15 protein-coding genes are annotated in these 13,132 nt (G+C 40.6%); 13 read left to right on the top strand and 2 right to left on the bottom strand.

The features are described 5' to 3' along the window. Positions 1-26: 26 nt before the first annotated feature. The 13 genes from V1225_RS12025 to V1225_RS11965 all read left to right on the top strand — a co-directional run bounded on the left by V1225_RS12025 (position 27) and on the right by V1225_RS11965 (position 9,747). Entirely contained in the window at positions 27-851 is an 825-nt protein-coding gene (locus tag V1225_RS12025; protein ID WP_338546582.1) for a ParA family protein, read from the top strand. Further along, complete coding sequence (locus V1225_RS12020; protein WP_338546580.1) at positions 808-1,329, top strand: ParB N-terminal domain-containing protein; 522 nt, start codon at positions 808-810, stop codon at positions 1,327-1,329. The genes V1225_RS12025 and V1225_RS12020 overlap by 44 nt, the downstream gene beginning before the upstream one ends. Continuing rightward, complete coding sequence (locus V1225_RS12015) at positions 1,296-1,979, top strand: hypothetical protein (protein WP_338546578.1); 684 nt, start codon at positions 1,296-1,298, stop codon at positions 1,977-1,979. The genes V1225_RS12020 and V1225_RS12015 overlap by 34 nt, the downstream gene beginning before the upstream one ends. 77 nt (positions 1,980-2,056) lie before the next feature. Then, on the top strand, positions 2,057-2,386 hold the full coding sequence (locus V1225_RS12010) for a DUF6664 family protein (RefSeq protein WP_338546577.1): 330 nt from the start codon (positions 2,057-2,059) through the stop codon (positions 2,384-2,386). 121 nt (positions 2,387-2,507) lie between these two features. Further along, the gene (locus tag V1225_RS12005) at positions 2,508-3,707 is read left to right on the top strand and encodes a hypothetical protein (protein ID WP_338546576.1); all 1,200 of its coding nucleotides are present in this window, start codon (positions 2,508-2,510) and stop codon (positions 3,705-3,707) included. Between the two features lie 65 nt (positions 3,708-3,772). Then, on the top strand, positions 3,773-4,441 hold the full coding sequence (locus V1225_RS12000) for a hypothetical protein (protein ID WP_338546575.1): 669 nt from the start codon (positions 3,773-3,775) through the stop codon (positions 4,439-4,441). A gap of 38 nt (positions 4,442-4,479) precedes the next feature. Beyond that, a complete protein-coding gene (locus tag V1225_RS11995) occupies positions 4,480-5,376 on the top strand; it encodes a DUF2971 domain-containing protein (protein WP_338546574.1) in 897 nt (298 codons plus the stop codon). A 146-nt stretch (positions 5,377-5,522) separates the two neighbouring features. Then, the gene (locus V1225_RS11990) at positions 5,523-6,161 is read left to right on the top strand and encodes a helix-turn-helix domain-containing protein (RefSeq protein WP_338546573.1); all 639 of its coding nucleotides are present in this window, start codon (positions 5,523-5,525) and stop codon (positions 6,159-6,161) included. 40 nt (positions 6,162-6,201) lie between these two features. Then, positions 6,202-7,095: an IS3 family transposase gene (locus tag V1225_RS11985; protein ID WP_338546571.1), complete on the top strand. Its 894-nt coding sequence runs from the start codon at positions 6,202-6,204 to the stop codon at positions 7,093-7,095. A gap of 152 nt (positions 7,096-7,247) precedes the next feature. Then, positions 7,248-8,453 (top strand): hypothetical protein, encoded by a 1,206-nt coding sequence (locus V1225_RS11980; protein WP_338546569.1) that lies wholly within the window; start codon positions 7,248-7,250, stop codon positions 8,451-8,453. Positions 8,454-8,546: 93 nt separating this feature from the next. Next, positions 8,547-9,065 carry a hypothetical protein gene (locus V1225_RS11975; RefSeq protein WP_338546567.1) on the top strand — a complete coding sequence of 173 codons (519 nt, stop codon included), beginning with the start codon at positions 8,547-8,549 and terminating at the stop codon, positions 9,063-9,065. Beyond that, a complete protein-coding gene (locus V1225_RS11970) occupies positions 9,034-9,450 on the top strand; it encodes a hypothetical protein (RefSeq protein WP_338546565.1) in 417 nt (138 codons plus the stop codon). The genes V1225_RS11975 and V1225_RS11970 overlap by 32 nt, the downstream gene beginning before the upstream one ends. A 24-nt stretch (positions 9,451-9,474) precedes the next feature. Next, on the top strand, positions 9,475-9,747 hold the full coding sequence (locus tag V1225_RS11965; protein ID WP_338546563.1) for a hypothetical protein: 273 nt from the start codon (positions 9,475-9,477) through the stop codon (positions 9,745-9,747). A 1,250-nt stretch (positions 9,748-10,997) separates the two neighbouring features. Here V1225_RS11965 and V1225_RS11960 read toward each other — a convergent pair. Together V1225_RS11960 and V1225_RS11955 are read right to left on the bottom strand one after the other, a co-directional pair. After that, the gene (locus V1225_RS11960) at positions 10,998-11,789 is read right to left on the bottom strand and encodes a ZIP family metal transporter (protein WP_160200411.1); all 792 of its coding nucleotides are present in this window, start codon (positions 11,787-11,789) and stop codon (positions 10,998-11,000) included. A gap of 87 nt (positions 11,790-11,876) precedes the next feature. After that, complete coding sequence (locus V1225_RS11955) at positions 11,877-13,130, bottom strand: glutamate-5-semialdehyde dehydrogenase (RefSeq protein WP_161909107.1); 1,254 nt, start codon at positions 13,128-13,130, stop codon at positions 11,877-11,879. Positions 13,131-13,132: the final 2 nt, after the last annotated feature.

Raw genomic sequence — 13,132 nt, 5'->3', positions numbered from 1 at the left:
AATTTATGCGAAAGGAGGACGCACAAATGTCAAATTGCAAAGTGATTGCTCTAACCAATCAAAAAGGCGGTGTCGGTAAGACCACCACAGCGGTCAATCTGGGTATCGGTCTGATAAAGCAGGGCAACAAAGTCCTGCTGATAGACGCAAATGCACAGGCTAATTTAACAATGGCTCTGGGATACAGAAAAACAGACGATATACCTGTTACGCTTTCCACTCTCATGCAGAAAATCATTGAGAATGAGCCTGTTGATATTCAGAGCGGTATTCTGCGTACAGATGAGGGCATTGATTTAATTCCATCTTGTGTGGAATTGGCAGGTATGGAAGCGACCTTGATAGATACAAAAAATCGGGATAGCATTTTGAAAACCTGCATCAACAAAGTCAAGCAGAGCTATGACTATGTGTTGATTGACTGTATGCCTTCACTTGGTATGCTGACGATTAACGCATTGGCGGCGGCTGACAGCGTGGTTATCCCAAATCAACCGCACTACTTTTCTATTAAAGGCTTAGAACAGTTACTGCGCTCCGTGTCTATGGTCAAACGGCAAATCAATCCTAAACTGCGGATAGACGGTATCTTAATGACTATGGTAATGCCACGCACGAAGATTACGCAAACCGTAATCTCAACCGTTAAAAATGCCTATGGTCGTAATATCAAGGTATTTGATACGCAGATACCATTTTCTATACGTGCGGTAGAAGCAACCGCAGAGGGCAAGAGTATTTTTGCCTATGACAAAAGCGGCAAGGTAGCCGCAGCCTATGAGCAGTTCGCAAAGGAGGTGGCAGAGATTGGCGAAAAGCAACGCACCCAAAATCGAGCTAACCGCATATGATGACCTGTTCCAGACGGACGAGAGCCGTGCAGAAGCAAGGTTAAGTAAGATAAGGGATATTCCCATTTCTGAAATCGACGAGTTTCCAGACCACCCGTTCAAGGTTTTAATGGACGAGGATATGGAACAGCTTGTCGAGAGCATTAAGCGAAACGGCGTAATGACCCCTGCTACTGTTCGGCTTAAAGACCTTGAACAACGGCAGGGGCGTATCGAAAGACAGGGCAATATGTTCCCAGAGGTTGAGGTTTACCGCTATGTGACGGAGCAGACCTTTGATGCGTACCTTTATCAGCTTGTAGAGAGCAAGCAGAAATTTATCAGCCAGATAATGACGAGCAAAAGTCCTGTCCGTTCCGCAGAAGATGTGGACGAGGTTGCTTTATCCTTTGCGGAGGTAAAAATGCTTGCCACAGGCGACGAGCGTTTCAAGGAAAAATGGATTTGGATATACAGGTATCAAAGCTCCGAGTGCTGAAGCAAAGCTATCTGTCCGAGCATTACGACCTTGAGGACAGGATTTTACAGCAGTTTCCAAAGCTGATTAAGGAGTATGAGGAACGCATTACAGGCTATGAAGCGGACACCGCACTTGCCGAACAGCACAAGCCGCAGGGCGATGACAAGTTCTGCCCGATGACCTTGCAGGGCATAACCTACACCGAAAAAGCCGACGCAGGTCAAATGCTTCTTGCACTCTGCAAGGAATATCCGCAGTCAAAGCCTGCCGAAATCGGCAGCTACCGTGGCTTTAAGTTGGAGGTTTATTACGACTCTGTTAATTCAAGCTACTGCCTAAACCTCTGCGGAAAGAGCAGGCACAAGGTAGAGTTAGGCACGGATGCTCTCGGTAATATGACCCGAATTGAAAACGAGCTGTCAAAGCTCCCTGCAAAATTGGAAGCCGCCAAGACCAGAAAGGAGGAAACCGTCGCACAGCTTGAAAATGCAAAGGTTGAGGTCAAGAAGCCGTTTGCCTTTGAGGAAGAACTGAAAAAGAAATCCGACAGGCTGAACACTCTCAACATTGAGTTGAATCTGAACGAAAAAGACCCCTCTGCCATTGACACCGAGCCAGAGCAAGGCGACGAGCCGTCCGAAAGAAAAAATAAGGATTTGGAACGATAACGCCGTTTGCACATTTGTATTGTGGAAATCTGGGCATTATAATAGGTGTAGATTAGCAAACAGCGGAGGTGGTAAAGGTGTCTGGCGAGTTCAGATTTGAAACATTTGTAGATGCCCACAGCAATATTTTTAATGAGTATCTCAGTTCTGTCATAGCGAAACTCTCAAAAGAAAACGAGGAATACCGTGCCGTGCAAGCCGAGATTAAGGACTTGTATGAGAAATATCCAAAGGTTTTAGGCGTGTTTGATACGGAAAAATCTGCGGAACTGACTAAGGAAGAATGTGCGGCTCTCATTGAGGTAATGGAGCTGAAAAGCAAGCTCACTGACTTGGAAATGCAGTCCGTTTATTTCCGTGGCTGCTATGACAGCGTAGGGTATCTGAAAAAAGCAGGGATTTTGTAACGGACTGACCGAATAAAAGACGGCGTTAGCGTGAAGCTGATGCCGCTTTTTACATAGCCAAGAGGTGGAAAATTTCACACTTATGTGGTATACTTCATAGTAGAAATGGAGAGTGTGGATTATGATGGATTACAAATGGATACGCCCAGATATGGATTTATATTATATAGGCGAAAATGAGGAACATATTATTACCGTTACTAATAGTGGTATCTTAGAGGTAGACTTTTATAAGTATGCACAAAGTTTTTATGAGGCAGCTGAGACTGTGATTCACTACTTAGGAGAAGAAGCGGCTGAAAATCACGATATAGCAAAACTTGACTTATGGTATTTCGCCACAGTTTATTTGTATCGTCAAAGTTTAGAATTACTGTTGAAAGCAAGTATTTTTCAAACTGTTATGGATGTAGGCGACAGAAAGGATATTGTCGCAGAAATCCGCCATGACCTCAAACAATCTTTTGAAAAACTAATTGAAATAAAGGGATTAGCAATAGACGAAAATGAAAATGCTAAATGGGTAATGGATTACTTATCTGATATCTCTCGTATTGACAAAGAATCAGATATGTTTCGATATCCATTTGGAAGTAATTTTAAGGCGTTATTTGATAAACAGACGCATATTTCGTTGGTAGCGACACATGACAATATGAATAAAGCCTATACAGTTATCAAAGAGACTTACGATACAGGGGCTTTTCCCACACAGGATTATGAATCGTATTCTCCACAGTTAATAATTGAGGGCGGGCATTATTATCAACAAAGTGTGGTAGGTTACAAGTATTCCAGAAACTCTTTTTATCCTTATTTTTCATCATATTCAGAAGTTGGAAATTTCCTAAAAGACAAAATCATTATGCAGAAAAAATGCGATTTATTTATGCCAATGTGTTATCTTTATAGAAATGCTGTTGAGCTTGGATTAAAAAGAGTAATTGTTGAAGATAGTCATATAGATAATTCTAAGATAATGAAGATAACACGCAGGAAAAAGCACAGCATTCTCGGTCTTTGGAACAGCATCGCAGACGAAATTAGGGAGTATGCAAATGCCCCAGACGATGACACAACCTTAGAGGATACTCAACAATATATCCAGACATTCCATGATTTTGACCAGAGTTCTGATTTGTTTCGGTATCCCTGTAATAAAAATATGGATTCGTATTTTCTTGATTCAAAGAAATTTGCTGTTGAGAATGTGGCTTCTTGCTTTGAAGAACTATGCAATTTCTTAGATGCTGTTGATAGTATGCTGAGTGAAATTAAGGATTATGAAGCAGAAATGGCATCATATTACGATTACTATTAAACTGAAAACTCAGACAAAAATGATTGTCAATGTGATTTTAACAATAAAGATTTTGGAGATAGCTTATGGAGAACATTGTACAAATTCAATCTATCATTAGTGCATTTATAGGATTTGGAAGTGCTGTTATTGTGGCAATATTAGCAGGCATATTTCAATTAAGAATAGCAAAAAGAAATAGAGAAATTCAAGAAAAGCAACTTGAACAATCAAGAGAAGAATTTATTGTACGAATGGAACAATCTCAAAAAGAATATGCCGATAAAATAGAGCAATTACGAGAAGAACAGAGAAAAGCCAATTTAGAAAAAGCTAATGTTAAACTACAGGCAGAAACGAATAGATTTTATGAAGAACTTATGAAAGAAATGATATTCTATGACCGCCTGCTGAATGAATTGCACTACCTCAACAATATTGCAAATCCAAAGGACAAGGAATTTCGTATTAAAGGAGCGTATCCACACATTGATAATAATATAAAGGATTTGATTGGAGATGTTTCATTGCATCAAGACATAGCAAAGCTATTAGGGGCTTTAAGAGCTAAAATCTCTTTATATAATATTACATTGGAACAAAGAGCGGATTCCGAAGTGTTGGAAGAGGCATTAAAAAGAGTATATGACTTAATTGACCCTATTAACACAGAAAGATTTGAAAACTATTCTAATGCTCAAACCAATTTAAGAAAACACGAAATAGATATAGCTAAACGGATTATGCAAGAATGATAAAGTAATGATTTGCGATTAAGGAGATGAAAATAGTGTTGTTATATAAATATAGAACTGATTCTGAAAGAACAGAAGAAATAATAAAAGAGAATGAAGTCTGGTTTGCCAAACCAGAAACATTAAATGACCCCCTTGAGTGTTCTATTCAAGAAATTGCTGAAAAAAGCATAATAAAATGTTGTGAGCAAGAAAAAAAGGAACAACTTGAAGGTTTTGTGTTGGCATATGTTATGACTAATGAGCATGATTTAATGTGGGGATTACCGAAAAATAAGATTAAACAGGTCTTATCGAAAATTGGTAACATTAAAGACTTTGATGGGAAGTATCGTATTTTTGCCGATTTTATTAAATCAAGAACGGGCAATTATCCATCAAATCCAGCGTCAAAATATATGTATATTACTGATATTTTAAGAAATGTTGGTATTTTTAGCCTATCAGAAACGTGCGATAATGAACTGATGTGGGGGCATTATGCAGATGGTGGAAAGGGGATTGCGATTGGATTTGATATACAAGATAAGAGTAGCATTACACCCAATAGTCTTTGTCTAAAAGTAAATTATACTAATGAAGCCCTCATACTAAAAGATAGAATCAAGCCTACTTTGGCATTTACCGTTGATGAGAATGGCAACCAACTTTTCTTCCAAGCAGCGGCATTTGACGACCCGTTTCTAAAAACTGTAATGTCAACTAAAAATACGACATGGGCATATGAAAAAGAATGGCGTTGTGTGGAGCAAATGCAAGGATTAAAAACAATAATCTCCCCGATTACTGAAATTGTGTTTGGATTGAAGTGTCCATTAGAAACAAGAAAAAAATACATAGCCCTTGCCAATAAACGCTATGGCGAGTCAATCCGTTTTTTTGAGATAGTTCTTAGAGGAAGGACATTAGAAAAGCAACCTTTGATTATGAGCTGACAATGAGCTATAGAAAAATAGTTGCGTTATTATAAAAAGATATAGACAAATAAATTACATAGCCGAGAGGTTTTCACCCTGATATGCTCCCTTCTAGGTAGACAAGTGAAAAAATAAAAACTTGTTATCTGGAAGGGAGCATTAGTATGTCTAGAAAAATATCAGCAGAAGAGAAAATTACAGCCGTAAAGTGCTATCTTGATGGCAAATCAAGTCAAAGACAGCTGGCTAAAATGTATGGGGTTACGCAGAGCTCTATTCAACAATGGATTCGTAACTATGAGGCGATGGGTACTGCAGCATTTTTAACAAAAGGATATAAAAAATATTCCAAGGAACTTAAACAGCGGGCAGTTGAGGATTATCTTGATGGGAAAGGTTCACAGGATGATATCTGTAAAAAATATGAGATTCGTTCAAAAAGTAAACTCCAAAAGTGGATAAAGCTGTATAATAGTGGTGGGATTCTAAAGTTACCCGGAACAGGAGGCTTTGTCATCATGACAAAAGGACGAAAAACAACATTTGATGAACGCATTGAAATCGTGCAGTATTGTATTGCGCACAAGCGAAATTATGCACAAACCGCTGAAAAGTACAAAATATCCTATCAGCAGGCTCGCAGCTACATCATCAAATATGAAGAGCGGGGCGTAGAAGGACTTCGGGATGGTCGCGGTCATCGCAAATCCGAAGATGAACTAAGCGAACTGGAAAAACTGCGTGCAGAAAACCGGCTTTTAAGAGCAGAGAAAAGCGTGCTGAAATGGAGATATCATTCTTAAAAAAACTCGAGGAAATAGAGAGGAGGCGGGGCTAAGCCTGGTGCGGCACCAGGCCATATATCAGGCAATCGAAGAAGAACACAAAGCCCATCATTATCCGGTAAGAGCATTATGCGAAATTGGTCAGGTATCCCATGCAGGATACTACAAGTGGCTGAACAGACAGATACCAAAAGAGGAACTAGGAAACAGGCAGATTGCGGAAACGATAGAACAAATCCATACGGAAAGTCCCGACAAAGGATATCGAAGAATCAGAGATGAGCTTCAGCGTTACCACCAGATTGATGTAAACGATAAGCGAGTCCTGCGAATCTGCCGCAAGCTGAATATCAAGTCAACCATCAAGTATACGAATCAAGGCTGCACCAGACAGGCAAAGAACCCACAATATATTGCAGAAAACCTTTTGAACAGGCAGTTCAAGGCAGAAATGCCAAATCAAAAATGGCTGACTGATGTTACAGAATTTAAATACTATGAAGGAATTACAAAAAAGAAAGTGTATCTCAGCGCAATCTTAGATCTGTATGACCGGCGCATTGTAGCCTATGTCATCAGTGATTCCAATAACAATGCTTTAGTTTTTGACACCTTTAATGAGGCGGTAAGCAAAAATCCTAGTGCCCACCCACTGTTTCACAGTGACAGAGGATTTCAATATACGAATCGAGTCTTCCATGCAAAACTGGAAGCGGCGGGAATGAAGCAAAGTATGTCCAGAGTGGCAAAGTGTATTGATAATGGTCCAATGGAAGGATTCTGGGGCATTTTGAAACGTGAGCGGTATTATGGGAGAAAATTTACTAATAGAGAGAGTCTGGTGGGAATAATAGAAAACTATATTGAGTACTACAACAACAAGCGTTTGCAGAGAAACCTGGGAGTTTTAACCCCAATGGAAAAACATCGGTTATATCTGCAGGCCGCATAAAAATACCAGTCGGAAAACACTTCCGACTGGTCAGAAAATTTTATTTTTTTAATTGTCTACTTGACGGGTAGCAGTTCATTCCTCAAAAACCCCCTTGTTTTTGCCTTTCTGCACAGGTAGCGGGCATTGCAGCGCGACTTTGGAGTAAAGATGTGACTAAGCCAGCAACTTTTATTAAGACTTTAATTAAGCTTAGTGCAAAAAATATTGAATCCGAAGGAAGTGAATATGGACTGGTGGATTATGGATATGCTTTAGAGATATATGATGAAGTTTATGCACAGTTTGAAGAACTTACTAGTGAAAAAAAGAATGGGCATGTTGAAGAAACGAATATTCCACAGGAAGTAGATTTAGCCGAATCGTCTATTTCAGAGGTGAAAGAGGTTGCGTCAACTGAGAGTATTCAAGAAGATGAAATAGAGGTGGAGAGTGTAGAGAAACTCTCGGGAGAAGAAAGTGTTGGTGATGAAACTCACAAAGAAACCAGCCAAGAGGTGTCATTGGAGCCTCCGGTAAAGTCGGAGGATGAAATAAAGATTTTACCTGATGTTGAGAGTATCGCATTTGAGAAAATCGCAATGGAGCAAATTGAGGTTGCAGAGAACTTTGAACCAGTAGAGGATTTGAGTGACCCAGTAGTGGATGGGAGTTGGGGATCTGATGTGCATGAGATGAACTATGCGAATTCACAGATGAAAGATGGAGCAACTTTTCCTGATAAAAAAGACTATTTGAAGGGCATGACATCGCATCCTGAGTTTCATGGTTATTCGTGGCACAGCACCGCAGGTGCGTTAGGCACGGGAGATTGTAACTATATGGCAAATTACAAATTTCTTGTGAAAATAGCGACTGCTTATGGAAATGGGGAAGGATACACATCTGTTTCAAGAGCAGATGTTCCAGGACTGAGTACAACTTGCTATAATGCAATCCGAGCGGGTATTCAAGGAATTCTTGATGAGGATAAAGGTATAGCAGACAAGTCAAAACAAAAGATTTTAAACCAAACAGATGCAAACCAGAGAGCCTTTGTTTTAGGTTTGGCTATGCATACTGCAACAGATACATTTGCACATTCTTCTTTTTATAAATCGATTACAGGATCGTTAATTACATGGAAGAGGATTACTCATCCGCAAGCGGATGATCCCACATATTATAACAAGAGATATCGTATGGCGATTGTAACAGAATTGCATGTAGTGAGTCGTTATCGATATGAGAGGACGGGGTATGATACCTGTAGTGACTTTCATAATACTGATTCAGGGGCATATAGCAATCTGACATTAGAATTACTAAAATTAAAACTTTTGCAGAGGCAGCTGGATATACAAATTCATCAGTGCTAAGTGATTTCGGAAAACTACAATCACAGTAAATTCAATATAAATGAGGATGATTGTTCATCCTCATTTATACCTTTATTTAGAAAGAGATATATTATGAAGAGAAGTAAAAAAATTAGAAGATATGTTTTTATCACTGGTTTAGTTATGATGCTTATAGCTGTTTTTTCTATTTTCAATAATCATGCAATACAGCAAATAGCGTCGAACTCAGTTACAAATTGTGACAAAATGATACCGAAGGATATTCAGACATGGGAGAGCTCCTATATTGAGGGAACTGAAAGATTATCCTTCACAAGAAAAGAAACTTTTCTGCATGATAAAAAAAAAGTATATGGTTTCATGACAGAATTAGAAATTGATGAACCGACTATGGTCACCCAATATGTCGCAGATAATATCGGAATGGAGCATGTGAAATTTGGAATCTATCGCGATCGAAACTTGGAAAAACCCATTGATGAAGCTGATATCGGATATAATTTAAAGGCATGGTGGGATTTTGAAGAAGGTGGAAATTTAGAGGATTATCCAGACTATAAACCTTATCTGAGAATGGCATTAGATCCCGGAACATACTATGCAGCAGTGTTTACTACGGAAAAAAGATGACATATTCCCTTTAACATATACAAGCTGGAGCTGCGCAATAAAAGATGAAATAGCATTGCATGATGGAAAACCAGAGGAATTTTTGGGAGATGCAAATACAGAAACCTATTTTCGTTTAGAAATAGATAGTACAGGAAAAATCTATATGTCTCATCTTGGTTTTGCAGGAAAGCTAACCCTTTGTAACAGTGAGAAGAAAGCTATTTCAGAAGAAATTATGGTACCGGTAGGACATAGGAACATGGATATAGCGTTTGATGTTAAAAAGAAAGGTGTTTATTATTTGAGAGTATCAGATTATTCAGAGGAGTATTCAAAAAAATATACGGATACAGCAACTCTTTTTCTAAACGCAATTGGATATGAGTTCGAAGAAAACAAATAAAATTTAATTTGTTTAGGGGATTATATGAAGCACATTACAAGAAACATCACAATATGCGCAGCGGCACTCAGTATTATTGCTGTAATTTATGCCACCTACGAACCGCCGCAGTCATCAGGGGAAATTCCTGACTGTGGAGCATTATCATCGGTTTTGGCAGAAGTGGATTTTAATGGATGGGGTATCGATGAGAATAAAATCAGCTTATTAGATAAGCAGAAAATATCTTATCATAAATATGGTTTTCGGAAAAAGCTGGTTGAAAAAGAACCTACGGTTTTAACTCAACATATTTGAGAAGATGGCAGTGAAAAGAATCTGCATTATGGTATTTAACTTGATGCACAGCTTACAAAGTCTTTGAATGAAGTCGATTTAGGATATAACAGGATAGCAAGTGGTTCTTTTGAAGAGGGTGCTGATTTAGAAGACTATCCAAGGTATCAGGAGATAATTATTGGGTTCGTATAGCCTCTGGAACTTACTATATTGGAGTTTATGCCACAAATGCAAGGGAGAATTTTGATTTTACTTACCGCAGTCAATACTGCACGATGCAAGAGGAGTATCAGCTCAAGGAAAACGAAGAACAGTATTTCTTTATTTGTAAATCTGTTCAGGAAACATATTTTCGAATTGATGTTGTACAAAATCAAAAAATAGAAGTCACAAGTACTGGCGAAGTAGAAAATCTGCAGCTGTGTCAGGAGGATTTTTCTCCTATTGAACCTTTGGAAAAGAAGAGGTCCGAAAAAGGGAAACTTTATACTGTACAGTTTTCAAAAGAGGGTAGATATTATTTAAAACACACCGGCAAGCTAGATTTGTATCCATCTAATAAGGTCTTGAACCCATGTAAAATATCTTATCGCACGATAAGTGATTTTTGAAAGCTCTAGGTACAATAATGCTTTATCCCAGGGATATTATAGAAGCAAGCTGACGGGAGAGTGGTTATGAAGAGGCGTATAGTGAATAATTAAAAGTGTTTTATAATTTGCACAGCAAGTATTATTACTATTATAATGATACTCTGCAGCAACAGTCTTTTCTCGCACGCAAAAAGCCAGGTTTACTATTTCTGAGCCGGGAAGCTACTATTTGCAAGTTGTTTCTGGTGATCCCAAGCCTTCATGCTGGGCTAATGAAGTCAGGTATAGATTTATGCCGGAATAGTCGACTTTCTTTTTTGGGAATCTGCACCATTTTCCTCTAAATATGAATAAATGGTGCGTGTTCTTCAGCCGGTGAATCTTGATTCCGCACCAAATTATGTCAAATAGGAGGCAATGGTGCAGGTATGGAGCAGTAAATGCCGGGAAATTAAAGATTATCCTTTCTTTCTGGAAATTATATACATCAGCAGGAAAGTGGATTTACCATTATTTTCCACAGCTTTCCAAAAAGCACATTAGATTCAATACTATCACAGAATAATCCGCACCATGCCATCGCATTTCGGCGAAAATGGTGCGGATTATTGGTTTTGCATGTTGAAGGGCTGCACCATTTAGTTCATATCAACACAAAATGGTGCAGAATCTCCGTCAGCCCAGGCTCACATCGAGAATCATCATAATCAGGAATCCTGCGATAAATCCCAGAGTGGCGGTTTTGTCGCCTTCACACATCTGGGCTTCCGGCAGCAGTTCCTGAACGACAACATAAATCATCGTGCCAGCCGCAAAAGCTAGAAGCAGCGGCATTAACGGCGTAATGAGGGTTGCAACAACTGCTGCCAGTACGCCGAAAATCGGCTCTACGATGGCAGACATACTGCCGATGAAAAAGGCTTTTTTCTTGCTCATTCCGTCTTTAATCAGAGGCAGGGCAACAGCAGTGCCTTCTGGATAATTTTGAATACCGATACCAAGGGCAAGCGCAGCTGCACCGGAGAAAAGGGCAGGATCAGCATCGCCTGCAAAGGCGAGAGAAAATGCGAGACCTACCGCCATGCCTTCCGGAATATTGTGGATGGTGATGGCAAGCACCAGCATCAACGTGCTTTGTTTCAGACTGACCAGTTTTCCGCTGGAGAGTCTGCGCATGTAAGTGCGCTTCATATAAGCGTCAGCAATCAGAAGAACCATGACGCCAAGCAGGAAGCCGCCAGTGATAATCAGCCAGCTGATTTGTCCGTTTTCCTCCGCTCTGTCTATGCCTGGAAGGAGCAGCGACCAGACGGAAGCTGCCACCATAACACCGCCTGCAAAGCCGAGGAAGACGCACTGTACACTGCTGCTGACCTCTTTCTTAACCCAAAAAACATTAAGGGCACCCAGCGAAGTTACCGAGAAGGTGAACAGGGTGCCCAGTAAAGCCCATATGATTCCGTTCATATCATTCTATCACTCCAAACTCATAAAAATATTTCCATTGCTATATGTTATTCTTATGAATCGGCAGCGGATTTGGTACGTCGTCCACTAACGAATTTGACCGTTTCCTGTGATGATGTATTTATAAGATACCAGTTGACCTACGCCCATAGGACCTCTGGCATGAAGTTTCTGGGTGGAAATGCCGATTTCCGCGCCCAGCCCCATTTCGCCGCCATCAGTAAAGCGGGTGGAAGCATTGTGATAAACAGCTGCAGAGTCGACAGAGATAAGAAATTTATCTGCTGCCTCTTGATCGCCGGTCACAATGCAGTCGCTGTGGTGGGTGGAGTACTGCTCGATGTGAGCAATGGCTTCTTCTATAGAGTCGACCACCTTTATGCCGAGAATGAAATCGAGATATTCCTGCCCCCATTCTTCAGAAGCGGCAGGGGTTGCGGACGGCAGGATTGCAAGAGCTGCACTGTCTCCGTGAAGGGCAACATTTTTTTCGGAAAGGCGCTCAGCCATGGCAGGCAGAAAACGCTCTGCGATATCTTTGTGCACCAGCACCTTTTCAGCAGCGTTACAGACGGAAGGTCGGGAAGTTTTCGCATTGAAGACAATGTCCAGAGCCATATTGATATCAGCAGCTTTATCTACATAAATGTGGCAGTTGCCGGCGCCGGTTTCTATTACAGGCACTTTTGCGTTATCTACGACGGAACGAATCAGTCCAGCGCCACCTCTGGGAATCAGCACATCCAGGTATTCGGTCAGGGTCATCATTTCGGAAGCCGACTGTCTGGAAGTATCGGAAACCAGCTGTACGCAGTTGATATCCAGGGCTGATGCAGAAAGGGCGCTTCGCATAATTTCGGTAATCGCCTGGTTGGAATGAAATGCTTCTTTTCCGCCGCGGAGAATACAAGCGTTACCTGCTTTGATACAGAGGGCTGCGCAGTCGCTGGTGACGTTAGGGCGAGCTTCAAAGATAATACCACAAACGCCGAGAGGCACTGCAGTTTTTTGAATATGTAAGCCGTTTGGCAAATCTCTTTCTTCTAAAATTTCTCCCACAGGGTCTTTCCATTTGGAAACTGCGATAACCGCATCAGCCATGGAAGCGATACGCTCTGCAGTCAAAGTCAGCCTGTCTATCATAGAAGGAGAAAGAACACCGCGGGCAGCCTGAAGGTCTTTTTCGTTGGCTGCCAGGATATCTTCTGTGTGATTGACAAGGGCGTCAGCAATCAGCTCAAGCGCTTCGGTCTTGTCTTTCTCTTGGGCAGTGCGAAGTGCGCGTTCAGCCTGCTTGGCGCGCTGACCCATGGTTTCTAAAGTAGTCAAGCAGTGTTCCATAA

Origin of the sequence: Emergencia sp. JLR.KK010, assembly GCF_037018265.1 — a bacterium.
Lineage (GTDB): Bacteria > Bacillota > Clostridia > Peptostreptococcales > Anaerovoracaceae > Senimuribacter > Senimuribacter intestinalis.
This window is presented reverse-complemented; position numbering and strand designations above follow the sequence as displayed.

Bases quoted from the DNA above. Each gene is read 5' to 3' on its own strand.
- V1225_RS11965 (WP_338546563.1), top strand. From the start codon at position 9,475: ATGAAGCACATTACAAGAAACATCACAATATGCGCAGCGGCACTCAGT.
- V1225_RS11970 (WP_338546565.1), top strand. From the start codon at position 9,034: ATGCAGCAGTGTTTACTACGGAAAAAAGATGACATATTCCCTTTAACA.
- V1225_RS11975 (WP_338546567.1), top strand. From the start codon at position 8,547: ATGAAGAGAAGTAAAAAAATTAGAAGATATGTTTTTATCACTGGTTTA.
- V1225_RS11955 (WP_161909107.1), bottom strand. From the start codon at position 13,130: ATGGAACACTGCTTGACTACTTTAGAAACCATGGGTCAGCGCGCCAAG.
- V1225_RS12025 (WP_338546582.1), top strand. From the start codon at position 27: ATGTCAAATTGCAAAGTGATTGCTCTAACCAATCAAAAAGGCGGTGTC.
- V1225_RS12005 (WP_338546576.1), top strand. From the start codon at position 2,508: ATGATGGATTACAAATGGATACGCCCAGATATGGATTTATATTATATA.
- V1225_RS11990 (WP_338546573.1), top strand. From the start codon at position 5,523: ATGTCTAGAAAAATATCAGCAGAAGAGAAAATTACAGCCGTAAAGTGC.
- V1225_RS12000 (WP_338546575.1), top strand. From the start codon at position 3,773: ATGGAGAACATTGTACAAATTCAATCTATCATTAGTGCATTTATAGGA.
- V1225_RS11960 (WP_160200411.1), bottom strand. From the start codon at position 11,789: ATGAACGGAATCATATGGGCTTTACTGGGCACCCTGTTCACCTTCTCG.